The organism is Candidatus Methylacidiphilales bacterium (assembly GCA_030054035.1).
In the GTDB taxonomy this organism is placed as follows: domain Bacteria; phylum Pseudomonadota; class Gammaproteobacteria; order JASGCS01; family JASGCS01; genus JASGCS01.
In genome coordinates this window covers 25,171-49,164 of sequence record JASGCS010000005.1, presented here as the reverse complement: position 1 = coordinate 49,164, position 23,994 = coordinate 25,171, and the positions used below count along the sequence as shown (strand labels likewise).

At 39.3% G+C, this 23,994-nt stretch carries 24 protein-coding genes and 2 tRNA genes; 14 read left to right on the top strand and 12 right to left on the bottom strand.

The genetic code is table 11. The features are described 5' to 3' along the window. The 6 genes from QM538_04890 to QM538_04865 all read right to left on the bottom strand — a co-directional run. On the bottom strand, positions 1-835 hold an 835-nt coding region (locus QM538_04890; protein ID MDI9347819.1), incomplete at its 3' end, for a tetratricopeptide repeat protein. A gap of 130 nt (positions 836-965) precedes the next feature. Further along, positions 966-1,208 (bottom strand): DUF805 domain-containing protein, encoded by a 243-nt coding sequence (locus QM538_04885; protein MDI9347818.1) that lies wholly within the window; start codon positions 1,206-1,208, stop codon positions 966-968. 263 nt (positions 1,209-1,471) lie between these two features. Continuing rightward, the gene (locus QM538_04880; protein ID MDI9347817.1) at positions 1,472-2,875 is read right to left on the bottom strand and encodes a hypothetical protein; all 1,404 of its coding nucleotides are present in this window, start codon (positions 2,873-2,875) and stop codon (positions 1,472-1,474) included. A 130-nt stretch (positions 2,876-3,005) separates the two neighbouring features. After that, positions 3,006-3,242: a DUF805 domain-containing protein gene (locus tag QM538_04875; protein ID MDI9347816.1), complete on the bottom strand. Its 237-nt coding sequence runs from the start codon at positions 3,240-3,242 to the stop codon at positions 3,006-3,008. 298 nt (positions 3,243-3,540) lie between these two features. After that, complete coding sequence (locus QM538_04870; protein ID MDI9347815.1) at positions 3,541-4,260, bottom strand: tetratricopeptide repeat protein; 720 nt, start codon at positions 4,258-4,260, stop codon at positions 3,541-3,543. A gap of 95 nt (positions 4,261-4,355) precedes the next feature. Continuing rightward, positions 4,356-5,312, bottom strand: a complete 957-nt coding sequence (locus QM538_04865) for a KamA family radical SAM protein (GenBank protein MDI9347814.1) — start codon at positions 5,310-5,312, stop codon at positions 4,356-4,358. A gap of 36 nt (positions 5,313-5,348) precedes the next feature. On the opposite strand from QM538_04865, the gene efp reads away from it, so the two are divergent. The 3 genes from efp to QM538_04850 are packed head-to-tail and all read left to right on the top strand — an operon-like array spanning position 5,349 to position 7,929. Further along, positions 5,349-5,918, top strand: a complete 570-nt coding sequence (efp, locus tag QM538_04860) for an elongation factor P (protein MDI9347813.1) — start codon at positions 5,349-5,351, stop codon at positions 5,916-5,918. Next, on the top strand, positions 5,860-6,801 hold the full coding sequence (locus QM538_04855) for a hypothetical protein (protein MDI9347812.1): 942 nt from the start codon (positions 5,860-5,862) through the stop codon (positions 6,799-6,801). Before efp ends, QM538_04855 begins: the two co-directional genes overlap by 59 nt. Positions 6,802-6,807: 6 nt before the next feature. Further along, positions 6,808-7,929, top strand: coding sequence for a hypothetical protein (locus QM538_04850; GenBank protein ID MDI9347811.1), 1,122 nt, complete (start codon positions 6,808-6,810; stop codon positions 7,927-7,929). A gap of 22 nt (positions 7,930-7,951) precedes the next feature. Here the strand turns inward: QM538_04850 and QM538_04845 are convergent, their stop codons facing one another. From QM538_04845 to QM538_04830, 4 genes are all read right to left on the bottom strand, one after another. Beyond that, the gene (locus QM538_04845; protein ID MDI9347810.1) at positions 7,952-9,250 is read right to left on the bottom strand and encodes a Mur ligase family protein; all 1,299 of its coding nucleotides are present in this window, start codon (positions 9,248-9,250) and stop codon (positions 7,952-7,954) included. Next, positions 9,247-9,903 (bottom strand): alpha/beta hydrolase, encoded by a 657-nt coding sequence (locus QM538_04840; protein ID MDI9347809.1) that lies wholly within the window; start codon positions 9,901-9,903, stop codon positions 9,247-9,249. The genes QM538_04845 and QM538_04840 overlap by 4 nt, the downstream gene beginning before the upstream one ends. Positions 9,904-9,929: 26 nt before the next feature. After that, positions 9,930-10,016: transfer RNA gene (locus QM538_04835), tRNA-Leu, on the bottom strand. A 9-nt stretch (positions 10,017-10,025) separates the two neighbouring features. Next, positions 10,026-11,807, bottom strand: a complete 1,782-nt coding sequence (locus QM538_04830) for an Rne/Rng family ribonuclease (protein MDI9347808.1) — start codon at positions 11,805-11,807, stop codon at positions 10,026-10,028. 176 nt (positions 11,808-11,983) lie between these two features. Between QM538_04830 and QM538_04825 the strand changes: the two genes are divergently transcribed. The 9 genes from QM538_04825 to QM538_04785 are packed head-to-tail and all read left to right on the top strand — an operon-like array spanning position 11,984 to position 20,293. Further along, positions 11,984-12,877 carry an RluA family pseudouridine synthase gene (locus QM538_04825; protein ID MDI9347807.1) on the top strand — a complete coding sequence of 298 codons (894 nt, stop codon included), beginning with the start codon at positions 11,984-11,986 and terminating at the stop codon, positions 12,875-12,877. A gap of 13 nt (positions 12,878-12,890) precedes the next feature. After that, positions 12,891-13,832, top strand: coding sequence for a signal peptide peptidase SppA (gene sppA, locus QM538_04820; protein ID MDI9347806.1), 942 nt, complete (start codon positions 12,891-12,893; stop codon positions 13,830-13,832). An 11-nt stretch (positions 13,833-13,843) separates the two neighbouring features. Further along, complete coding sequence (gene tsaE / locus QM538_04815; GenBank protein MDI9347805.1) at positions 13,844-14,251, top strand: tRNA (adenosine(37)-N6)-threonylcarbamoyltransferase complex ATPase subunit type 1 TsaE; 408 nt, start codon at positions 13,844-13,846, stop codon at positions 14,249-14,251. Beyond that, positions 14,245-15,450, top strand: a complete 1,206-nt coding sequence (locus tag QM538_04810; protein MDI9347804.1) for an N-acetylmuramoyl-L-alanine amidase — start codon at positions 14,245-14,247, stop codon at positions 15,448-15,450. Before tsaE ends, QM538_04810 begins: the two co-directional genes overlap by 7 nt. After that, complete coding sequence (locus tag QM538_04805) at positions 15,443-16,153, top strand: tRNA (adenosine(37)-N6)-dimethylallyltransferase MiaA (GenBank protein ID MDI9347803.1); 711 nt, start codon at positions 15,443-15,445, stop codon at positions 16,151-16,153. The genes QM538_04810 and QM538_04805 overlap by 8 nt, the downstream gene beginning before the upstream one ends. Beyond that, positions 16,153-17,274, top strand: coding sequence for a GTPase HflX (gene hflX / locus QM538_04800; GenBank protein MDI9347802.1), 1,122 nt, complete (start codon positions 16,153-16,155; stop codon positions 17,272-17,274). Before QM538_04805 ends, hflX begins: the two co-directional genes overlap by 1 nt. Then, positions 17,268-18,425, top strand: a complete 1,158-nt coding sequence (hflK, locus tag QM538_04795) for an FtsH protease activity modulator HflK (GenBank protein ID MDI9347801.1) — start codon at positions 17,268-17,270, stop codon at positions 18,423-18,425. The genes hflX and hflK overlap by 7 nt, the downstream gene beginning before the upstream one ends. Positions 18,426-18,428: 3 nt before the next feature. Continuing rightward, positions 18,429-19,292: a protease modulator HflC gene (gene hflC / locus QM538_04790; GenBank protein ID MDI9347800.1), complete on the top strand. Its 864-nt coding sequence runs from the start codon at positions 18,429-18,431 to the stop codon at positions 19,290-19,292. An 11-nt stretch (positions 19,293-19,303) separates the two neighbouring features. Next, positions 19,304-20,293 carry an ATP phosphoribosyltransferase regulatory subunit gene (locus tag QM538_04785; GenBank protein MDI9347799.1) on the top strand — a complete coding sequence of 330 codons (990 nt, stop codon included), beginning with the start codon at positions 19,304-19,306 and terminating at the stop codon, positions 20,291-20,293. A 541-nt stretch (positions 20,294-20,834) separates the two neighbouring features. Here QM538_04785 and QM538_04780 read toward each other — a convergent pair. Both QM538_04780 and QM538_04775 read right to left on the bottom strand, forming a co-directional pair. After that, positions 20,835-21,044 (bottom strand): hypothetical protein, encoded by a 210-nt coding sequence (locus QM538_04780; GenBank protein ID MDI9347798.1) that lies wholly within the window; start codon positions 21,042-21,044, stop codon positions 20,835-20,837. Between the two features lie 517 nt (positions 21,045-21,561). Beyond that, positions 21,562-21,646: transfer RNA gene (locus QM538_04775), tRNA-Leu, on the bottom strand. Between the two features lie 31 nt (positions 21,647-21,677). On the opposite strand from QM538_04775, the gene QM538_04770 reads away from it, so the two are divergent. Together QM538_04770 and rlmB are read left to right on the top strand one after the other, a co-directional pair. Beyond that, positions 21,678-23,225 carry a ribonuclease R gene (locus tag QM538_04770; GenBank protein MDI9347797.1) on the top strand — a complete coding sequence of 516 codons (1,548 nt, stop codon included), beginning with the start codon at positions 21,678-21,680 and terminating at the stop codon, positions 23,223-23,225. Further along, positions 23,203-23,964, top strand: coding sequence for a 23S rRNA (guanosine(2251)-2'-O)-methyltransferase RlmB (gene rlmB, locus QM538_04765; protein ID MDI9347796.1), 762 nt, complete (start codon positions 23,203-23,205; stop codon positions 23,962-23,964). Before QM538_04770 ends, rlmB begins: the two co-directional genes overlap by 23 nt. Positions 23,965-23,994 lie beyond the last annotated feature (30 nt).

Genomic DNA, 23,994 nt, shown 5'->3' with positions numbered 1-23,994 from the left:
CACCTTTAAAGTAGAGGTGGCCAAGACTTAATTGAGCTTTAGCATCCCCTTGTTCAGCCGCCAACTTAAACCATTTAAACGCTTCACTATAATCTTGCGTTACTCCTTTTCCATGGTAGTAGAGAGAACCAATAGAAATATGAACTGATGCAATTACTTTAACCTCAATATATTTATACCAATCACTTAAAATAGCATTGTAATTAATTTGACCTTTTGTTTTTATTGTATTTAGTTCTCTAAAATATTTTTGATGTTCTGGTAAGCCTTGTGTTGTGGCAATATTAAGCCACTTAAACGCTCGACCATAATCTTGATCAACTCCCTTGCCATTCATGTAGAGATATGCGAGTTGAAGTTGAGCGATCACTAGTCCTTGCTCAGCCGCCAACTTAAACCACTTAATCGCTTGACCATAATCTTGAGTAACTCCCATACCTTCATAGTAGAGATTTCCAAGAAGAGATTGAGCGCCTGCAAGATCTTGATCTGCTGCAAGTTTAACCCATGTAAATGCCTGTTGTTTATTGTTTTGAGTTACTCCTTCATCTGAAAGATAGTACAGACTAAGTAGTAATTGAGCTTCTGCAAGTCCGCGTTCAGCATCAAGCATGATTATTTTTAAAACTTTATTGCTGATTTGAAGTGAATTGCTATTTAATTCAAAATTAAATTTAAATTTGTTTAGTTCAGTAATAATGTCTTTATTACTCTCATGATAAATATTCTTAATCCCTGTACTGGAAGCTTCACTTTGTATATCTTTAAAGTCTGCAAATCCTTGAGACTGTAGTAGTAATAAACAAATTAAATAAAAAACAATATGTTTAATCATACCAATTGAAATTTTACTTTGCATAAACTAACCCTCTTGTGTTTTGGTTGATCTATTTATAAATTCTACCATAGTTCTAACACTGGTGATTTCAAGAGAAGAAAATAGAAGAAGGGTATAGCTGGTGGTCTTATATTGATTCTTCTTCAGTGGTTTTTTTTACTGAGGGAAGTGATCCGATAACGATATATGCAAAAAGACCCAAATCAAAATAGGGAATATACATTGTGATTACCCACCAAGGATTTATATCTGCATCACTGCATCTTCGTACGGTAGTTGCAAAATCAACAAGTAGTAATGGTAAGAGGAAGGTTAAAGCTATGAGTAAAGCTATTTTATTAACGAGAGGTAAAGTTCCGTCGTGAAACAAACCGTATTAATAGTGTATCTGCTTTTTGCTTTTTAGTGTAGGTACTTCTTTGACGAATTTAGGTACGAGGTAGCCTGGTAGGCTGTGGAGGTAGTAGGGGGTGATATGGTAGTTGAAATGTCTTCTGAAATAATATCTGCAGTGAATGGCACAGGCGCCTGTGGTGGTAATGAGCGCTCTACTTTGATATTTTTGTATTAGTCCATTGGTGATGATGTGTGCTTGTTCTTGGAGAGGATCGGTAGTAAAGCCATTGATGGCTCTTACTTGGTTTCTGCCTTTAGTGATTTTAGTTTTTCTTGAGCACTTTCATTCCCTTGATCAGCCGCCAACTTAAGCCACTTAATCGCTTGACTATAATTTTTAGCAACTCCATCGCCATTCATGTAGAGGTTTCCAAGCATAAATTGAGCGTTTGCTTCCCCTTGCTCAGCCGCCAACTTTAACCATTTAAACGCTTCACTGTAATTTTGAGCAACTCCTTCTCCTTCATAGTAAAAGAAGCCAAGACTACTTTGAGCGATTGCAACTCCTTGATCAGCCGCCATCTTAAGCCACTTTAATGCCTGACTATAATCTTGAGCAACTCCCTCGCCTTTAATGTAGAGGCCACCAAGACTTAATTGAGCGTTTACATCCCCTTGCTCAGCCGCCAACTTAAACCACTTAATCGCTTGACCATAATCTTGAGTAACTCCTTCTCCTGCATAGTAGAAATAACCAAGATTGTTTTGAGCACCGGCATTCCCTTGTTCAGCCGCCAACTTATACCACTTAATCGCTTGACTATAATTTTTAGCAACTCCCTCGCCATTCATGTAGAGGTGGCCAAGACTAATTTGAGCGATTGCAACTCCTTGCTCAGCCGCCAACTTATACCACTTAAACGCTTGACTATAATCTTGAGTGACTCCCTCGCCATTCTTGTAGTGAATACCAAGATTAAATTGAGCAATAGCATTCCCTTGCTCAGCCGCCAACCTAAACCACTTAAACGATTGACTATAATTTTTAGCAACTCCTTTTCCTTCATGGTAGAGATCACCAAGATTATATTGAGCGCCGGCATCCCCTTGTTCAGCCGCCAACTTATACCACTTAAACGCTTGACCATAATCTTGAGCAACCCCTTTTCCTTCATAGTAGAGATCACCAAGATTAAATTGAGCTTTAGCACTTCCTTGATCAGCCGCCAACATAAGCCACTTAAACGCTTGACCATAATCTTGAGCAACTCCCAAACCTTTCATATAGTTGTAGCCAAGATTATTTTGAGCGCGTACATACCCTTGTTCAGCTGCTAACTTAAACCACTTAATCGCTTGTCCATAATCTTGAGCAACTCCCTCTCCTTGAAAGTAGAGGTTTCCAAGATTGTTTTGAGCACCAGCATCCCCTTGATCAGCCGCCAACTTAAACCACTTAAACGCTTGACTATAATCTTGAGCAACCCCCTCACCTATAATGTAGAGGTAGCCAAGATTAAATTGAGCTTTAGCATTCCCTTGCTCAGCCGCGAGTTTAAGCTTTAAGAATGTCTGTTCGTTGTTTTGAGTTACTCCTTCACCTGCCAGGTGGTTGAGACTAGGTAGGAATTTATCTTCTGCAAATCCTTGAGACTGTAGTAGTAATAAACAAATTGAATAAAAAACAATATGTTTAATCATACCAATTGAAATTTTACTTTGCATAAACTAACCCTCTTGTGTTTTGGTTGATCTATTTATAAATTCTACCATAGTTCTAACACTGGTGATTTCAAGAGAAGAAAATAGAAGAAGGGTATAGCTGGTGGTCTTATATTGATTCTTCTTCAGTGGTTTTTTTCACTGAGGGAAGTGATCCGATAACGGTATATACAATAATTCCTAAAATGGGAATCAAGTAAGCAAGAATCCACCAAGGATTTATATCTGCATCACTGCATCTTCGTACGATAGTTGCAAATTCAACAAGTAGTAATGGTAAGAGGAAGGTTAAAGCTATGAGTAAATCTATTTTATTAACGAGAGGTAAAGTTCCGTCGTGAAACAAACCGTATTAATAGTGTATCTGCTTTTTAGGTTAGGTACTTCTTTGACGAATTTAGGTACGAGGTAGCCTGGTAGGCTGTGGAGGTTGTAGGGGGTGATATGGTGTTTGAAGAGTTTATTGCTTAGCTGGATTAATGTCTCTGGGTTGTCATTGATGCCTTTAAGTAGCACTGACGCCTGAGGTGGTAATGAGCGCTCTGCTTTGATATTTTTGTATTAGTCCATTGGTGATGATGTGTGCTTGTTCTTGGAGAGGATCGGTAGTAAAGCCTTTGATGACTCTTACTTGAAACAATGCCTTATTTGATTTCTACGTTTAGTGATTTTAGTTTTTCTTGAGCATTTTCATTCCCTTGTTCAGCCGCCAACTTATACCACTTAATCGCTTGACTATAATTTTGAGCAACTCCTTTTCCTAGATAGTAGAGATCACCAAGATTTTTTTGAGCTATGTCATCCCCTTGTTCAGCCGCTAACTTATACCACTTAAACGCTTGACCATAATCTTGAGCAACTCCCAAACCTTTCATGTAGAGGTAGCCAAGATCATTTTGAGCATATGCAAATCCTTGAACAGCAGCTAACTTAAACCACTTGAACGTTTGACTATAATCTTGAGCAACTCCCTTGCCATTCCTGTAGAGATCACCAAGATTATATTGAGCGATTGCAACTCCTTGTTCAGCCGCCAACTTATACCACTTGAACGATTGACTATAATCTTGAGCAACTCCCTTACCAAAATAGTAGAGGTTTCCAAGCATAAATTGAGCTTTAGCATTCCCTTGCTCAGCCGCGAGTTTAAACTTTAAGAATGTCTGTTCGTTGTTTTGAGTTACTCCTTCACCTGTCAGTTGGTTGAGACTAGGTAGGAATTTATCTTCTGCAAAACCTTGAGACTGTAGAAGTAATAAACAAATTGAATAAAAAACAATATGTTTAATCATATCAATTGAAATTCTACTTTGCATAAACTTACCCTCTTGTGTTTTGTTTGATCTATTTATAAATTCTACCATAGTTCTAACACTGGTGATTTCAAGAGAAGAAAATAGAAGAAGGGTATTGCTGTTTTATTAGTTATATGCCTGAAATAACATAACTATTTATTCAATTAATAGTGTATCTGCTTTTTGCTTTTTAGGTTAGGTACTTCTTTGACGAATTTAGGTACGAGGTAGCCTGGTAGGCTGTCTCGTAGTGTTTGCATGATCTGTTTTGCTTTGGGTAGGGGAACTTGAAAGTGGCTGGTGCCTTTGACAGGGTCTAGGCTGTGGAGGTAGTAGGGGGTGATATGGTGTTTGAAGAGTTTATTGCTTAGCTGGATTAATGTCTCTGGGTTGTCATTGATGCCTTTAAGTAGCACTGATTGGTTGAGGATGTGGTGGGTAGTTTGGTGGAGTTGTTGGATTGCAGTGGTGGCTGGTGTGGTTAGTTCATCTGGGTGATTGATATGGAGAACGATGACGAGTTGTTGTTTGATTCGTTTGAGGATATTGATGAGTTGTTGGGTAATTCGTTTGGGGAGTACCGTTGGTACTCTGGTGTGAATGCGAATGGTGGTGATATGCTTGATTTTGTGGATGAGGTTAAATAGTTGTTGAAGTTTGTGATCGTCAAGCATGAGTGGATCGCCACCGCTGAGGATAATTTCTTGGATAGTTTTATCGTCGGCTAGTGATTTGGTAATGGCTTGGAGGTTGGTGGGGGTGAGGGGGTTTTGTTCTTGGTAGTTGAAATGTCTTCTGAAGCAATATCTGCAGTGAATGGCACAGGCACCTGTGGTGGTAATGAGCGCTCTACTTTGATATTTTTGAATTAGTCCATTGGTGATGGTGTGTGCTTGTTCTTGGAGAGGATCGGTGGTAAAGCCTTTGGTGATTTTGGTTTCTTGTTTACTAGGGAGTACTTGCTTGATCAGTGCAGGGTTATTTGTGTTTAAGAAACTGATCGGTGCTAGGGTAGGGAATTGTTGATGCGCTTGGTTGCTGGTGGCTCGTTTGGTGATGGTGGTCAGTTGTTGGGGTGAGCGGACGGTTTCTTTTTTGAAAGTGGTTTTCCAGTTGTGCATGTATTTTGGTAATTTGGTACAATAGTGCACTATTGTATGACACAAATAAGTACAAATGAGTTTAAGGCAGGAGTTAAGATTATTCTTGATGGTGATCCATACAGTATTATTGAAAATGAGTTTGTTAAACCTGGTAAAGGTCAGGCTTTTAATCGGGTACGAATTAGAAATTTGAAAAATGGTAAGGTAGTGGATAGGACTTTTAAGTCAAATGACACTGTTGAGCTGGCTGATATTCTAGATACTGAAGTGCAGTATCTCTATGCAGATGCTGAGTTTTGTTATTTTATGAATCCTGAATCATTTGAACAAATTTCTGCCAATAAACAAGTAGTGGGTGAATCATTGCAGTGGTTAAAAGAGCAAGAAATATGTTTTATTACCCTTTGGAATGGTGTGCCTCTGCAAGTTACTCCTCCGCAGACTGTTAAGTTATTGATCACGCAAACCGACCCTGGCATTAAGGGTGATACTGCAACTGGTGGAACAAAGCCCGCAACATTAGAAACAGGTGCGGTAGTTAAAGTTCCCCTTTTTATGCAGGAAGGTGAGCTGGTGCTTGTTGATACTAGAAAGCAAGAGTATCTTTCCCGCGCCAAGTCTTAATCAATTGTCAGATTCCAATCAGTCGCCAAGTTCCAAGTCGTTGCTCGGTTATGCACAGGTACTCAAAATAGTTAGAGAATTCTTTTTGGCACGCACTGTGCTTGAGGTGGTTACGCCAAGCATCGGTAAGTATCCTTGTGGAGATACCAATACTCATTCATTGCAATTAATCAATGGACAGTTTCTTCGCACCTCGCCTGAGCATGAAATGAAAAAACTCATTGTTTCATGTGGTCAGGATATCTATCAACTTGGTGTAGTGTTCAGAGATGAACCGGTGCTTAGTGATTTGCATATGCAAGATTTTATAATGTGTGAGTGGTATCGGCTGGGTTACACAACCGATAGGTTGATTAAAGAGGTGGTAGATTTATTAAAGCAAGTTACATTTTTATGGCCACCAGAAGAACTATCGTTTTATCAATTGTTACAGCGTTCTTTTGGGGTATGGCTTGAGGACGCCTCGCCAGAAACATTAATGAACCTCGCTCGTGAATTAGGTTTGGTAGATGCAAAGGGGGCAAGGCCCGAGCAGGTGCTAGATTTTTTATACGCCAGTGCAACTCGTCAATTACCCCAAGAATCAATAACGGTTGTGCGTTATTTTCCAGAGTCGTTAGCTAATCAGTCCTGTGTGTTACCCCATGCACCACATTTGTGCGATCGCTTTGAGTTGTTTATTGGTAGGGTGGAAATTGCCAATGGTGCACGAGAGCTACGAGATGCGGCGCTCTACACTGAGCGACTTAAAAAATACAATCCTAGTGTGGCAATTGATGCTGAGTTGGTTGCGCTGATGCCGAGACTTCCTGATATGTCGGGTGTTGCGCTCGGTATTTCTCGTTTACAATACTTATATAATATTAAAAATACAACCTTATAGTTTGGTATGACCGTAAAAAATATTGCAGTGCTGTTTGGTGGCGTTTCTCCAGAACATGAAGTATCAATTGTTACTGGTTTACAAGTGATGGAGCATCTTGATAGAGATTTGTATTTTCCTCTCGCATGGATGGTGACTGGACAGGGCGAGTTATATTATCTACAAGGTTGCCATGATAGAAAGTCATTTGCATCAGCTTTGAAGAAAAGATTGTATTTGGGTTATGACGCAGAGACGATGAGCCCGTATTTTGTTCTGGAAGGTTGTGAGATTAAGCACCCGCTTTACTGTGCTATTAATGCAATGCATGGAGGAGGGGGAGAGGGTGGTGCTATGGCAGGATTGGCGGCGAGTTTCTCAATTCCACAGTCCTCTGAAACGGTAGAGTCGGCAAGTATTTGTATGAACAAGACCCTGACTAAAATTATCGTGCAAGAAGCGGGTGTCAGAATAGTTCCCTATAGATCTCTGCAACGCGTTCAATTCCAATATATAGATGAGTTTTGCCAATCAGTTGTTGGTGTATTAGGGTTTCCATTGATTATAAAACCTGCGCATTTGGGTTCAAGCATAGCTATTAGCGTTGCGCATTCATTAGCTGAACTTGAGTTAGCGATCCAAGGGTCATTGCAAGTAGATAGGGAAGTTGTGGTTGAGCAATATATGTCTGATTGTGCTGAGTACAATTGCTCTGTGCGTAGGGTGAATGGCAAGATTGAGGTAAGCCCAATTGAGCAACCCATTAAACAAAATCAAATGCTTAGCTTTGAAGATAAGTATCTGCGTGGAGCAAAAAAATTAGGTGGCATGAGTGATTTGCCGAGAAAAGTTCCGGCCCCAATTACTCCAGACCTTGCTGCTCAGATCGTTGCTGAGGCAAAAAAAGTCTATCTCGCATGTCGGTGTCAGGGTGTGGTGAGAATTGATTGGATTGTGCATGCCGAGTTACTTTATTGTAACGAGATAAACCCAATTCCTGGCTCTTTAGCAAGTTATCTTTGGGAGACAACTGGTGAGCTCTTTAGAGCTCAATTACATCAACTAATTTTGCAAACCAGGGAGCGATGGTTTTCTTCCCCGCTGCTCTGCGTTGAGACGAGCGACCTAGTAAAAAAATTTACTAGGTGACACATGTGTTACTAATGACGCGTTAATAATAGAGATCGGTTAACTCTGGAAATTGTAATAGCAGGGTTTGTTTCGGATCCTGTGATGTAATTAGATATTGAATCGCATCGCTCATTGAAGTGTGAAGAGAGAACGATTTGTTCGCATCGCGCAATACCTCAGCCATCTCTTTAGCAAAGATACTAGTTAGCAGTAGCGTGTGGGTAGCGCGCTCCCCAATCGCACGCGCGAGTTGCTGGTTGCGATCTCGTTCGCTCGGTAACAATTCTGGAATGCCAGCGCAGAGCACTAATAGATTTTTCTTTTCCTTACTAGCCAGTTCATGGGCGGTGGTAAGCGCGCTGATTGCAGTGGTGTAGCTGATATTATACGAGTCATCAATCGTAGTGAAGCCATGCAACCAAGTGAGTTTTTGTCTCCGATCTGGTACGGTGAGAGACTGTTTACATAATTGAAGTACATTCGGTTTTATTTCAAGCTGATGCGCTACCGAACAGGCAAGATCTAAACATTGTTGTTGAGTTTTACTTAAATGAGTTGCTTGCTCAGTAGATTGTGCAAGGTGGTACAGAACGGTTTTAATATTTTGCTCTCGGATATACTGATCTACTTCCCTGGTGGTGATGTGGTTTTGTGGCTTATGACATGGGGTGTGTATTTCTAGGAGAGCCGTGGCGAGATTTCTTTTTGAGCCAAAGCGCTCTCCATGCTGATCTCCAATCGAGGTTAGTATGGTGTAGTCTGGGCAAAGCATGGCCACACTTCGTGCGATTCGTCCTAGTGCATAGCTATCTACTTCCACTATGAGAAATTGGCACTGAACTTGATAGTTCTGTAATATCCATTGAGCAATGCCGATCGCAGAGTTAATATTTCCTCCCACCATTTGAGTTTTGTAAAAAGGTTTGAGCAGTTGGTAAAGAAAATTTTTCACGGTAGTTTTTCCATAGCTCCCAGCAATCACAATTACTTTTGTGCGTCCTTTACGGAGCAGGGAAGTTGCTTTTCGGATTTTTATTAATTTTAATAAGCCATAGATCGGCTCAGTAATCAGGAGTGGAGGCACGATCAAAAGTGGGATGGCTAATGTGGAGATAGCTATGATGGTGAGCGATGATGTGCTGGTCACACACCATAGCCATATTGCCACACTTCCACTATAGATAGCTAGGGCGCGTTGGGTGTAGATCAGTCTTCCTCTTGTTTGAATATTTCTTCTAAAGAAAAATCGTTTTACGAGCGTGAGGTATCTCCATACATCGTATTCTTCAAGTTGAGCAAGATACATAAAATCACTAAAGGGAAATATTTTACTCATCATAGTGCATTAGAAAACTTTTTGATTATGCCGAAAAGTATAAAGGGATTTTCAAGATGTATATTATGTCCAATTCTCGGTATGGTTATGCAGGTTGGATGTGAAGGTATAGCTGAGATCATTTCTTGGTATGTAGCATGGGTTACGGCAGTATCATGCTCACCCCTGATCAAGAGGGTTGGAATTTTAATTTGGGTAAGTTCTTGTTTCTGGTCGACTGGTACAATTTTTTTAAAAATTGATGCCAGGCCTTTTTGATCGGCATCTCGGAGTTCTTGGCTGCCTAGTACATTAGTGTTAGGTAACTTGAGCGATTTCCAAATGCGCGCGAGTAAAATTTTACTCCTCACTTTTCGGGAAGGACGATACAGTCCGGGAGTGCCCGATAAGATAACGCTACGCAACCATGCAGGTTGGCGAGCGGCTAACCCAATTGCCACTCTTCCTCCAAAAGAATGACCAAAAAGTATTGCGGGTGGATGTTTGGAGAGTTTGTCTGCAGTCCATTCAATATACTCTTGAATTCCCCAGTGTGATCCTGGGGCTGGTCCTGTACCGAAGCCAGGGAAATCAAATGTTGTAACTTGGAATTCAGATTCCAACATGGAAACAAGCGTTTGAAAACTAGTAGTGTCTTGTCCCCATCCGTGTAGCAAAATTATATGTTTTGCCCTATCCATAGTGGTGCCGAGGGCGAGAGTCGAACTCGCACAATGTTGCCATTACCAAATTTTGAGTCTGGCGCGTCTACCAGTTCCGCCACCTCGGCGCTTGTGAATCATGGATTGGTCGGTCTCCGATTTCTGTTGTCAAATTTTTTTGGTTTTCGTCTTCGGTGCATATTTCGAGAGTTAGGATTCGGTGCAGTTTGTTTACTCGGAACGAAATTTTTTTTCTTAAACAAATTTAGGAAAAATGAATTAATTTTTTGCGCTAAACTCTTTTTATCAGGTCTATAGACAAGGCTGACTTTGGCGCGATCTTGATTCTTTTCACGAAGGTCATTGTTTTTTCGATACTCTTTAAAGAGGTTTTTTGCCCGCTGTTCTTTTACCTCTTGTAGATATTCAGTTGATTCGCGTTGTTTGCCTTTTTCAATTCTTTTAATTTCAATTTGATGGAGCATTAAATCATAGGAGGGGATTAAGATAATTCTTCCATACTGTTCCCGTAATCTTGCTAAGTCATAAATTTTTTCATTATACAAATATGTAGCGATAGCTTCGGCAAGTACCACCACTGTTTCTACACTGTTAGCCTGTGCAGCTTGCTGTTCAATTAGATTTAGCGTGCTAATTGCGTAAGACTCTATAGATCGCACATGCCTAGAACCTAAGCAAGTCGGGCAGAGCGGATAACTACTATCCAGTAGGGAAGGTCTTAAGCGTTGTCTTGTAAGCTCCATCAATCCAAATTTAGAAATAGGCTCAATTTGAATTCTCGCTGAATCTTTTTCAGTAATAGAGAGCATATGTTTATAGGTTTTATCTTGGTTATTGCTTGAGCCCATGTCAATAAAATCTATTACTACCAGACCACCGACATCGCGAAGTCTAAGTTGACGCACAATTTCATTGGCAGCTTCAATATTGGTATTAAACGCAGTTTCTTCAATACCTCCTCCAGAGGTTGCTCTTGCTGAGTTTACATCTATAGCGGTGAGTGCTTCAGTGGGATCAAAAATGATCTCACCACCAGAGGGAAGTTTAATTTTGCGCTGATGAATTGACTCAACATCGGTTTCAATGCCGAAAAAGTTAAAGAGTTGCATGCCGCTTTCGTAGTGCCTTAGTTTTTCAATTTCAGAGCTCATGCTTAATGCCATTTTTTCCTTTACTTGCTCAAAAATAGTAGGCTCGTCTATGTATACTTCATCAACAGACTGATTCAAATTATCTCTGATAAAACTAAATACCGGACTATCTTCTTCAAACAACAAACAAGGGGCTTGTACTGATTCATGTTGTTCTATGATTTCTTTATAGGTATTAATGAGCACATCAAGCTCGTTCTGAAGCTCCCCAAGTTCTTTACCCTGCGCTGCAGTCCTAATGATCAAACCCATTTTTTCAGGTAACACGAGCTGCTGGATAATTTCACGATATTGCGCTCGCTCATCACTTGCCAGGGTTTTTGAAACACCTCTACTTTTGGTTGAGTTAGGTAGGAGAACTAAATTTCTTCCAGTTATGCTAAAGTTCATAGTAAGAAAGGCTCCTTTTGAGTCTCGCTCTTCCTTTTCAACTTGTACGATTATCGTATTACCTTTTTTGAGAATTTCTTTATAGTCTAGTTTATTCAACTTAATAGACTCTTCATCGCATCCCAAAAGAGTAAAATCAATATGAGAAATAGGTAAAAACCCATGGCGCTCACTACCAAAATTTACGAAAACTGAATCTAAACTAGGTAGATAGCTTCCGATGATTCCTTTATATATGTTAGATCGCTTTCTTTTAAAATGTGTATGCTGTGTTTCCAGATCCACCAATTTGCCATTTTCTACGGTAGCAAAACGAAGTTCTTCTTGGTGGGTTACATTGATTAGTATTTTTTTCATTAATATTGTTTCCGTTAAAGGTGGAGCCAGTGTATAAAAGTACATCGGACTGTTGCGTCCTTAAATAATGTGCATTAAAATATTCTTGATACATGACCATAGTTATTTATTTTGCTTTACAAAAGCAAGTTGACCCCTATTATACCACATGAAATTAACTCTTCCTGACCTTTACAATGCGTTTTAGGACAACCATTATTGGCGCAGACCAGAGTTTGCGAAGATTAGATCACTTTATTAAGAGTCTTTTACCGAGGATTTCCACTTCGTTGATTCAAAAGCTTATTCGAGTTAAAAAAATTACTATTAATGGAGCAAAAAGTAAAGCACATTATCGGTTACAGGAAGGGGATCTGGTCATGCACCCAGACATGATGGAAAGCCAATCTAGGGGTGAGCAAGAGTATGATGTAAAAGTTACCCAAATCTGGAAGTCGAGAATTTTGTTTGAAAATGAGGATTTTATAATAATTAACAAACCTCCTGGACTCGCGGTGCATGGGGGGACACAGATTAAAAGCACCGTACTAACAGAGCTTTCTCGTTTTTATCCTGAGACCATAAAACTGCATCTTGCACACCGATTAGATAGGCTAACGAGTGGGTGCTTATGTGTGGCGAAAAATCATTTATTCTTAAGGCATTTTCATCGGTTACTCTTGCTTAGTGAGGTTCGTAAAAATTACCTTGCGATTTTAAATGGCGTTGCTCCCTGGAGCTATATCACCGTTAATAAGAAACTTCAAATTATCCGATCTGATGTTGGTGGTCAAAAACGAAGCGTGGTGGCTGAAGAAGGTAAGGACGCAGAATCAAAATTTGAGCTATTAAAAACCAATCAGAAATATAGTTTGGTGCGTATTGCTATTACCCATGGAAGGTTGCATCAAATTAGAGCCCATGCAAAATATCTGGCTTTACCGATCCTTGGCGATAGTTGGTATGATGACAGCGCGCCTAAACACTCCCCGCTATTCTTACATGCAGAATCAATTTCATTTATTGACCATCATGGTAGTCAACATGCGTTTCGTTGCCAGCCTCCTTCATACTTTGATTCTATAATGTAAAATATAAATCAATATGGATGAGCAATCAGTTTTAAAAGACATTGTACTGACCAGTATTAAAGAGAATCGCAAAACCCAACGCTGGGCGATTTTTTTTAGATTGTTATTTTGGGGGTATCTTTTTTTCGTTACTTTTATAGTTGCCCGTTTGATTTTTTCAGAAAACCAAAGCACCACTTCTTCAACTCAGAAAAATCATATTGCACTGATTCGCTTAGAAGGGGTTATAGATTCTTTAAATCACACCACCAATTCTAACTCGATTATTGATAGCCTTGAAAATGCATTTAAAAATAAAAATAGTCAGGCCGTTATTTTATATATCAATAGCCCAGGGGGGAGTGCTGTGGAAAGTGATATTATCTTTCGTGCAATTAGGGAATTATCAAAAACATACCCTAAAAAAAATATTGTTGCCGTAGCGGGCGAGTACGCTGCCTCTGGGGGTTACTATATCGCATCGGCATGCAAAAAAATTTATGCAAATAACGCAAGTATTGTCGGATCAATTGGAGTTCGTTTTGATAGTTTTGGTTTTTCAGAACTCATGAAACGCTACGGCGTGGAGCGTAGACTCTACACTGCTGGAGATCACAAGGATTTGCTTGACCCCTTTTCCCCTTCTAAAGATCGCGACAAAAAATATCTTATAACTATGCTTAACGAAATACATAAGACTTTTATTGCTTCAGTTAAGGAAGGGAGAGGTGACAGGCTAAAAGAGTCAGAACCACTATTTGATGGTAGGGCTTGGGTAGGCTCGCAGGCCTTGGGATTGGGAATTATAGATGAAATTGGTGATTATAGATCTGTAGCCAAATCTATTGATGCAAATGCATCATTGATTGATTATTCTCCAAAATTATCGGTAATGGAGGAATTGGCATCAAATCTCGGAATACGTAGTTTAGTAACTACATTGAATCACCCATCCCCCATCACATTACTCCCATAACTAAAATTATAATCAACAATACTGAAGAAGATTTATTTCCTTTTTTTCAGGAAATAAAAAATACTATTGCTGACAAACAAGTGATTATTCATCTTGAAGGCGAACTCGGATCAGGTAAAACTTTTTTTGCAAACCAATTACTTGCGTTTTTACATTGTCTTGAAATAGTCAAAAGCCCTACCTATTCAATTATTGAATGGTATTCGTTAGAGCGGGCAACCGTGGCCCATATAGATTTATATAGAATTAGCTCGGAACTGGAGTTACATCCACTCGGACTAGATCAAGTCTATCAGCAATGTGATTTAATTTTGATTGAGTGGGCTAGCCTATGGGAGTCATACCTCCCAAAACCGAACCACACCTTGACTTTTTTATTCCAAAATCAAATTAGACAAATAGCGCTCATGTCATGGTAAGAATTAACAGCTTAGCAATGTGGGTATTACTCTGGATACTGTCATGGTGTTTTTTACCAGTTCACGCTAACACACTTTCATATGTGTTACAGCGCGCTGAAGACAATCAACACGCCACGATACAATTTTATCTTAGCGCTAATCAATCAGTGAAGGCGTATGAGCTACAAGCCCCGAGAAGACTTCTAATTTCTTTTGAGCAAACTCAAACAGATATTTCTGCGTTATTAGCACAACTATCTCGCTTAAAAAATGACTTTGTTTCTGAGATTACTGTCGAGCAAAAAAATTCTACCCTATTTGCGACTTTTATATACGCTACTAAAAACATTTCTATTCAGCAGGAATTAAAAACAAATAATGTAGTGATACGATTCATTAAAGATTTAAGCACCACCCCCACCACCCCCATCTCCGCTTCCGCCGCACCATCTCCAGCTATTACCCAACCTACAACATCACTGGTTCCAAAAAAATCAATCACAGGTAATGCACAGCGGTTAGTCATTGTCATAGATCCTGGCCATGGAGGCAAGGATCCTGGGGCGCTCGGAAAAAAAGTATATGAGAAGCAAATCAATCTCAGAGCCGCCTTAATGCTTAAAGAAAAGTTAGAAAAAATACCTTCGGTAGTGGTTAAACTCACCCGCGACAAGGATGTATTTGTGGAACTTCAAGATAGGGTGGAGTTTGCGCAAAAATACCGAGCCGGTCTATTTATTTCGCTCCATTCTGACTCAGCGCATAACACCAAGGCCAATGGTGCAAGTGTTTTTGCTCTTTCTATTATCGCAGCGTCGAGCAAGTCTAAGCGTTTATTAGATCGGCCGGGAGATGCTGTGTTGGGCTATGGAAAAATTGAATTGCGTTCTATACCAAAAGACCTAGCAAAAACCTTGCTTGATTTAAGTCAAAAAAGCTTAATCCATTCCACTGCGCTTGGTGCTATGTTATTGCCAGAAATTAGCAAAGTATCTGCCATCCACAATCATCAAGTGCAACAGGCGGCGTTTCAAGTGCTGAAGTCTTTTGATTTCCCCTCGTTGCTTATAGAAATGGGTTTTTTATCTAATCGCAAGGATGAGCAAAATCTCTTAAATTCGACTTGGTTAGATACGTTAACTAATGCTATTGCAAAAGGGATAAAAAAATTCTTAACTACTAATGTTAATTTTATTCAATTATATGGAAATGAATAAACTCACACTTTTTAGTCTTAGTGGCCCAACCTGCTCAGGCAAAAGCGCACTGGCTATAACGCTTGCAAAAGAATATAATTTTGAATTGATTAGTGTTGATTCTGGAATGGTATATAAAGGCATGGATATTGGTACTGATAAGCCGACCCTCCAAGAGAGAAGTGAGGTAACCCACCACCTCATTGACATTATTGAACCTCACCAAAGTTACAGCGCGGCGAGGTTTTGTAACGATGTGTATTCTCTCTGTGATGAAATATCACAGAGAGGCAATCGAGCACTTATGGTGGGTGGCACCTTGATGTATGTGCAATCCTTATTAAGCGGATGGTTTGTAAATCCCATCAAACCCATCACTATTTATCCTTTTGTGTTTGTACCTTTTACAAAAAAAGAATTGGATAGTAGAATTGAGACTAGATTTAATCAAATGTTGGAGAAAGGGCTAGTTGCTGAAAGCGAATGTTTGTTAAAAACACATTCATTAACTAACCATTGCCCCGCTTTTCGAGTGGTTGGTTACAGACAAGTCTTTGAATACCTCCAAGGAAAATATTCTTACCAATTAATGAGGAGCAATGCAATTATTGCAACTCGGCATTTGGCTAAGAAACAATTTACTTGGATACGAAATTATTTCTTTGGTCAAGTGTGCGTTTTCCCTCAAGCAATTTTTCAAGCTATCGCTTCAATAAAAAAATAATGCGTTGCCTAGTAATCCACATTAACTATAACCACTATATCCTAGAGCACTTAAAGCTAATTCAATTTGAAGAACTTGAACTGGTCAAACTCTGCGCCGCAGCTGGGTATAGCACCATGCAGGAAATACGATTCACCCTCAGCCATATTAATACAAATACATTTATTTCTAATGATCGTTTAGAGCAAATTCAACAGGCCGCCAAATTGCAAAATGCAAAGGCGGTGATTTTTAATGCCTCGCTTTCGGCTCGTCAAGAACTAAACATAAAAGAATTTTTAAAACTAGAAGTTAGAACAAGAAATATTATCATCTTAGAATTATTTTCAAAACATGCGGTTAGTTCTGATAGCAAGCTCCATGTGTCACTCGCGAGGCTTGAAATCTCAAGAGCATCGTTAGTTGGGCACTGGACTCATTTAGAACGACAACGAGGGGGAACTGGTACGCGATCCGGACCAGGTGAAACTCAATTTGAATCTGATCGCCGGGGGCTAGATGTTAAAATAACTTCGCTTAGAAAAAAAATAAAAAAAGTCGCATTAAGAAGAAAAGAGTTTCAGTACCGAAAGCGTGACTCTGTATTTAGAATTGCAATTGTAGGTTACACAAACTCAGGTAAAACCACACTATTTAATGCGCTTAGTCGCGCTAACCGTGTGGTAGCGGATCAGTGGTTTGCAACCTTAGATCCGCTGGCAAGGCGAATCTTTGTGACTGGATTAGAAAGGACTACCGAAGTAGTATTGTTAGATACTGTGGGCTTCATTTCACATTTACCCAAACAACTAAAGGAGGCTTTTACAGCGAGCTTGGAAGAAATTCTCTCAGCTGATTTGATTCTCCATGTCATTGACTGCGCAAGGGTAGGTTACCATGATCGAATCGCTGTGGTTGAAAATCAATTGAGTGAGCTCGGTGTTTTATCCACGGTTCCTATTATTGAAATATACAATAAAATTGATTTGATAAACGTTCCAAGTAGCTCGGTATACTTACCCGAACAAAATAAATACCGCATCTATCTATCTGCTCTCAATCAACCGCAATTGCCCACTATCCACTCTTTGATAGCAAGTCAAATCCATAATAACTATAGTAAAATAAATATCGTATGTTAGATTTGTTTACTAGACGATTTTCTCAGGGGCCCCCTGATCTTGATGAGTGGTTAGATTCAGTAGGAAGAAAATTAAAAAATTTTCTTTCTGGTAGGCCGAATTCCAATGAAGACTATCGAGATAACCATAAAGGTTCAGATGATAATGACTCTAACTTTTTTAACAATAATGCGTTGCCTCCTTCAAAACTATTTTTAATCGGATTAGGGATCTTATTTGCAATCTGGTTTGTTTTAGGGTTTTATATCGTCGATGAAAAAGAACGCGCTGTGATACTTCGTTTTGGAAAATACAGCACCTTACAAAACCCCGGAATCCATTGGGCGCCTTTTTTTATAGATTCTCCTATCAGAGTTAACATAAAACAAGTTCGCTCAACAAGTTATAGTTCAACCTTGCTGACTGGAGATGAAAATATTGTCAAAATTCATTACGAAGTGCAGTATATCGTCAGCGATCCAATTAAATTTTTATTCAATGTTAGAAATCCTGAGGCGGTAGTGGGCGAAGTGGTTAATAGTACTGTGAGAGAAGTAATTGGAAAAAATACCCTAGATTATGTTCTTCTTGAAGGAAGACCGGTAGTGGCTCAAGAGTCCAGAGAGCGTGCCATTCAAATCCTTGATGACTATCAAATCGGCATAACGCTTCAAACCATAAATATCCAAGAGGCCCAACCACCCGAAGAAGTTCAAAATGCTTTTAACGATACCAATAAAGCCCGAGAAGATAAACAACGTTACATTAATGAAGCGGAAGCGTATAGTAATGAAGTTATACCGGTTGCAAGAGGAGACGCTCAGAAAATCCTTGAGGGAGCTAATGCCTATAAATCTCGTGTTATCGCTGAAGCAGAGGGGGACGCTTCTAGGTTTTTGAATGTTCTTTCTGAATATGTTCAAGCGCCTGAAGTAACTGAACGAAGACTTTGGTTAGAGACACTTTCTGATATATACAGTAGAAATGTTAAAGTTTATGTAGGTAATCCAAAGTCAGGACAGCTACTCTATCTACCTTTAGATTCTATTAAGAAAAATCTAAGTGCTAATCAAGAGCTTAATCAGTCTTCACCAAGCCAAAATCAAAACACGACTAACGAAAATCAATTGCGTCAGCAGAATTCTGATACGAGAAGCAGGTTGGTGCGATAACCTATGAAAGAAACTATTATTATTAAAATTGGATTAGGGTTACTTGCTCTTACTATTCTCACCTCTTCTTTTTATCAAGTCAGGGAAGATCAATTTGCAATTTCAAAATTTTTAGGAAAAATTGGCGAGGACACTATTGAACCTGGCTTTCATTTCAAGATTCCTATCCTTACCCAAATTTACCTGTACGACAGAAAGTTACTTTCCTTAGATCAGCCAGCAGAAAGATTTTTAACATTAGAAAAGAAAAATTTACTTGTTGATTATTTTATTAGATACAGAATAAGCAATCTAAAAGATTTTTATACTAATGTCTCAGGTGACGAAACCATTGCTGCACGTAGGCTTATTTCAATTGTTAATGATATCCTAAAGAGTGAGTTTAGTCGTCGTACAGTACGAGAAGCCATTACGAGTGAACGCGATATCGTTACAAAAGCAGTGTTAGACACTGTGTTAAGTAAGGCCAGCAATTTAGGTATTACGGTGATTGATGTTAGAGTAAAGCGAGTAGATTTTCCAGAATCGGTAAGTGATTCTGTTTATGAGCGAATGATTAAGGAAAGAGCTTCTGTAGCTAAAGAATTCAGATCGGAAGGTAAAGAACAAGCCATACAAATCCAAGCAAAAGCTGATAGAGATCGTGAGCAGATTCTCGCCCAGGCCTACAAACAATCCCAGATACTAAAAGGGCAGGGCGACGCAAAGGCTTCACAAATATATGCAAGGGCGTATGGAAAAAATGTTAGATTTTTTAAGTTATATAGAAGTCTTGAAGCATACAAAAAATCTTATACTTCCGGAAATGATATCTTAGTAATTGACGGTGATTCTGAATTTATGCGCTATTTTAAAGATATGCGCTGATGCAGTAACGAATGCAACCGCCGCTATTAAAAGACCTACTACCTGCACAAGCCACTCAAGTAGAAAAATTTAGGAGAATTTTTTTGGATATACTCTGTGCAAAAAAATATCAGTTAATAGATCCTTGCGCCTTAGATGATCTCGAACGGTATGGCGCTACCCTTGGAGTACAATTCGTTAACCAGTCATTTTTAGTACCTGATCCATTTAGTGGAAAAACCTTATTACTTCGTGCAGACGCAACTCCACAGGTCGCGAGAATTGATGCGGAACTGAGTAATAATCAAATTATCCCAAGAAGATTTTGCTATGCAACCTCAGTCTATGTCACTAAACCACAGCACCCACTCCAACAGAGGAACCAAGTACAAGTTGGTGCGGAATTATTTGGAGTAGAGGGCGAAAAAGGTGATGTGGAAGTTATCACATTGCTCTATCAGCTCCTCAGGAAATCTAATTGCAACCAGATTCACTTGATTATAGGAGATGTTCGTTTTTTTCAGAATATCGTTTCAAAAATTAACTCAGAAAATCGAAATGAAAAGTTGTTACAAGAGCTATTGGTATTAGTGCGATTAAAATCACATACAGATTTAAATCTTTTTTCTAATCATTACAAATTGACAGCTGCAACTCAAAAACTATTACATTTGTTGCTTGACGCCCATGGAGATGCTCAGTCATCACTTACATTCAAAACAATTGAACATCTTGCTATGCAATTAGAGTTACAGCAAACCGCCCGTTCAGTTAAATCAATCTGTCAGTATATTAAGAAAAATCTGCCTCATATAACATGTATCATAGATCTCGGAGAATTACATGGCTACCATTATAAAAGTGGGTTGGTTTTTACCGCTTACACAACGCTCAATAACAATGAATTGGCTCGCGGAGGTAGATATGACGGGCTGTATCGTTTCCATGATAAACCCAGATCCGCAGTTGGGTTTTCACTTATGATTGATGCACTCTGCAATCTTTCTGGAAGAGCGTCATGAAGCATGTTCCTCAATTATTGTATATAGTTGGAACCCATTTTGGTGACGAAGGTAAAGGCAAAATTGTTGATACCCTTGCGAGTCAATATGACTACGCGGTAAGATTTTCTGGTGGAAATAATGCAGGACATACCTTATATCATCAAGGTAAAAAAATTGTACTTCATCTAATTCCTTCTGCGATTTTTCATCCCAATACTACATGCGTTATTGCGCAAGGAGTAGTGTTAGATCCCTATGGCTTACAAGAGGAAATCAAACAAGTCTCCACGCTGATGCCTGGGTTTGATCGTCGCTTAGCTATTTCTGGCAACTGTGCGTTATTATTTCCACTCCACCGTGACCTTGATAGTATGCGTGAAACAAGTCTCGGTAACAAAAAAATTGGTACGACAGGCAAGGGTATCGGTCCTGCCTACGAAGATATAAGTGCGCGAAGAGCTATTCGTCTCTATGATTTGCTTTCTCCTAACTTACCAGATAAACTTCACACCCTTGCACATCACGCTTCTGTCATTATGCAGCAACCGTTTGATGTGATTTATTCAAAACTTTGTTGCGATGCAGAGTTTGCCAAACAAACACTTTCACCTTTTATTGTTGATACCAACACCCTCCTGCGTGATGCATTAGAAAAAAATCGACCAATTCTTTTTGAAGGTGCGCAAGGAATTATGCTTGATTTATACGCAGGAAGCTGGCCATATGTTACTTCTTCTAGCTCCACATTTGCTGGATTGCTTACTGGCACTCAAATTGTCCCATCTCCCAGCAATCCAGTTTCTGTACTAGGTGTTTGCAAAGCATATACCACTCGAGTTGGGGGAGGGCCATTTCCTACTGAGATTGAAGGTCCAATACAAGATTATTTAGTGGAAAAAGGTAGTGAATTTGGTTCTACCACTGGTAGAAAGCGAAGGTGTGGGTGGTTGGATTTGCCAATGTTACGACATGCGGTGAGGCAAGGAACGGTGACCAGTCTATGTATAACTAAACTAGATGTATTTGATACCTTTGATACTATTTCTGTTTGTACCATGTATGATTGTAACGGTAGGCTACTTCGCTACCCCCCAGATAATATGAATGAGCTTGAGTTTTGCAAACCAATTTTTACCATGTTACCTGGGTGGAAACAATCAACTAATCACATAACTGATAAAAACAAAATCCCAACTGAAATGCAATCATTTATTAGTTTGATTGAACAAGAAGTTGGGGTTTCCATAGCAATAATTTCTGTTGGCACCAATCGTGAAAATATTGTGTGGTGCCGAGGAGAGGACTTGAACCTCCATGAGTTTCCTCACTAATACCTGAAACTAGCGCGTCTACCAGTTCCGCCACCTCGGCACGCATGATAATTTTACCCTAACAAAGATGTATGAACAGAATTAATACGATACCTAAAGATATAGATCTGATTGTAAAGCAGTACGCGCTACGGGCACAATTTACCGCTAAGCAGTTAGATCAAGCTGAGCAATTGGCGAACGCCGGTACCCGAGCTGAAAAAGAACCCAGATATGACGCGAGAAATCTACACTTTGTTACTATTGATGGAGATGATGCCAAAGATTTTGATGATGCAATTTGTTTGTTGAAACTACCTAACAACACATTTCAACTTCATGTTGCAATAGCTGATGTGAGCTTTTTTGTTACTCCTCAAAGTGCTTTAGATATTGAGGCACAAAAAAGAGGCACTTCAATTTATTTCCCTGACTTTGTTATTCCAATGTTACCACCAGCACTGAGTGAAGGTGTGTGCTCTCTCCTTCCACATACCGATAGGTACGTGGTACTTTGTACTATGGATTTGACTAACGATGGAGATGTTTCAAAATATGAATTTAAGCGTGCCATAATTAATTCAAAACACCGGCTTACCTATCAAAAGGTAGACGAATTACTTATTGCAAATAATCAGTCAGATCCCCTCACAGTTTTTTTACTAAAACTAAATGAATTACGCATAGTGCTTGAACACAAAAAAATGCTTAGAAAAGCACTTCATGTAGAAAGAAAAGAGACTGTAATTACTCTTGACGCTGAAAGAAATGTTAAACAGATCGGTAAAAAAGAACCCCTGATAAGCCAATCCATTGTAGAAGAATGTATGGTGCTTACCAACACCTGTATGGCGAATTACCTTCTCAAACAATACCCAGATGGAGCAATTTATCGAACCCACCAACCACCTCACCTCGATGACATAATCAAATTACAATCCACCATGAAAAAGTACGGTATTGCTATAGCGTTACCACCACCAAGTCAAGAAAAAAAGTTTTATTATGCAATGTTACTTGAGCAAATTAAAAAGCATGTTCTGGCTCCACAACTCTATCCTTTAGTATTGCAATCTTTACCCCACGCTTGTTATACCATTGATGCATTTGGGCATTTTGGCTTAGCCCTACAGCAATACACTCATTGTACTTCTCCAATTAGAAGATACAGTGATATCATCGCACATAGGCTATTACTACAATCGCTCTCTAGTACTACCAAACAGGTACCGTATTCCAAAAGTTTTCTTACTGAAGTGTCTACAATTTGTTCAGACCGGGAAAGAACCTCAGAGCAAGCGAGCAGAACCCATCAAGCATTGCTTGGTTGTCTCTATGTAAAACAAAAAATCTCTACCCAAACCCAAGCTACAATTGTAAGTTTTTATAAACATGGTGCGTTTGTGTACCTAACTCAATATGGTGTAGAGGCCTTTTGCAAATTTAAAACTGATTCCATACGATCGAGAAGGTTTCGTTCACGAACGCGAACATCACTTCACTTAGAAGATTATTTTTCAATTGGACAAACTATAGAAGTTACCATTAGTGATATTGATTTTGATCGTTATAAAATCACCACGACCGTAAGTTCTAAACTAATACCTCAATCCAAGCATGAACGAAGAAAAAATTACTGAGAAAGTTTTTGGAATCCATGCGGTATTATCGTTACTATCGCATCAACCGAGCCGAGTGTCACAACTACTTATTGATTGTAAACGCCTTGATAAGAGAATGGAGGAAATAAGAAAAATTGCTAATACTAAATCCTGTGCGATCTCTGAGGTTTCTCGTTCTAGATTAGATGAGATTTCTCCAAATATTAATCACCAAGGAGTGATTGCGTATCTCAACAAAGAAAGTAAATCGCAACTCAGCTTTAACCAATTACTTGACCGATTACCTCATGCGAAACCAACACCACTCATCATTGTGCTTGACAGAATTACTGATCCTAGAAATTTAGGTGCGTGCATTCGTTCAGCAGACGCTTTTGGTGCAACCGCAGTGATAATTTCTAAACATCAGACTGCAAGTGTATCGCCTCTAGTTAGCAAAGCTTCAAGTGGAGCTACGGTGCCAGTGGTGGTCGTATCAAACCTAAGCTTTGCCTTAAAAAAATTACAAGACCAGGGAGTAACTTGTATTGCGACAGTGGCTCAGCAAGCTTCAGATATTCAAGACGTAAACTTACTTGGCCCTGTTGCTATCTGTTTAGGGTGTGAAGGGCAAGGGCTTAAGCAATTGCTCATCAATTCGTGCGATCTTATAACAACAATTCCAATGAAAAGTGCGATAGGGAGTGTTAATGTTTCGGTGGCATGTGGTATACTTTGTTACGAAGTTAACCGTCAAAGAAATCAAGGGATTGCTTGAACAATACACCCTGTTTATGGTATACTATCA

Bases quoted from the DNA above. Each gene is read 5' to 3' on its own strand.
- rlmB (MDI9347796.1), top strand. From the start codon at position 23,203: ATGAACGAAGAAAAAATTACTGAGAAAGTTTTTGGAATCCATGCGGTA.
- QM538_04825 (MDI9347807.1), top strand. From the start codon at position 11,984: ATGCGTTTTAGGACAACCATTATTGGCGCAGACCAGAGTTTGCGAAGA.
- QM538_04865 (MDI9347814.1), bottom strand. From the start codon at position 5,312: ATGCACAACTGGAAAACCACTTTCAAAAAAGAAACCGTCCGCTCACCC.
- QM538_04845 (MDI9347810.1), bottom strand. From the start codon at position 9,250: ATGATGAGTAAAATATTTCCCTTTAGTGATTTTATGTATCTTGCTCAA.
- hflC (MDI9347800.1), top strand. From the start codon at position 18,429: ATGAAAGAAACTATTATTATTAAAATTGGATTAGGGTTACTTGCTCTT.
- sppA (MDI9347806.1), top strand. From the start codon at position 12,891: ATGGATGAGCAATCAGTTTTAAAAGACATTGTACTGACCAGTATTAAA.
- QM538_04785 (MDI9347799.1), top strand. From the start codon at position 19,304: ATGCAACCGCCGCTATTAAAAGACCTACTACCTGCACAAGCCACTCAA.
- QM538_04880 (MDI9347817.1), bottom strand. From the start codon at position 2,875: ATGATTAAACATATTGTTTTTTATTCAATTTGTTTATTACTACTACAG.
- QM538_04830 (MDI9347808.1), bottom strand. From the start codon at position 11,807: ATGAAAAAAATACTAATCAATGTAACCCACCAAGAAGAACTTCGTTTT.
- efp (MDI9347813.1), top strand. From the start codon at position 5,349: ATGACACAAATAAGTACAAATGAGTTTAAGGCAGGAGTTAAGATTATT.
- hflX (MDI9347802.1), top strand. From the start codon at position 16,153: ATGCGTTGCCTAGTAATCCACATTAACTATAACCACTATATCCTAGAG.
- QM538_04870 (MDI9347815.1), bottom strand. From the start codon at position 4,260: ATGGTAGAATTTATAAATAGATCAAACAAAACACAAGAGGGTAAGTTT.
- QM538_04810 (MDI9347804.1), top strand. From the start codon at position 14,245: ATGGTAAGAATTAACAGCTTAGCAATGTGGGTATTACTCTGGATACTG.
- QM538_04805 (MDI9347803.1), top strand. From the start codon at position 15,443: ATGAATAAACTCACACTTTTTAGTCTTAGTGGCCCAACCTGCTCAGGC.
- QM538_04770 (MDI9347797.1), top strand. From the start codon at position 21,678: ATGAACAGAATTAATACGATACCTAAAGATATAGATCTGATTGTAAAG.
- hflK (MDI9347801.1), top strand. From the start codon at position 17,268: ATGTTAGATTTGTTTACTAGACGATTTTCTCAGGGGCCCCCTGATCTT.
- QM538_04850 (MDI9347811.1), top strand. From the start codon at position 6,808: ATGACCGTAAAAAATATTGCAGTGCTGTTTGGTGGCGTTTCTCCAGAA.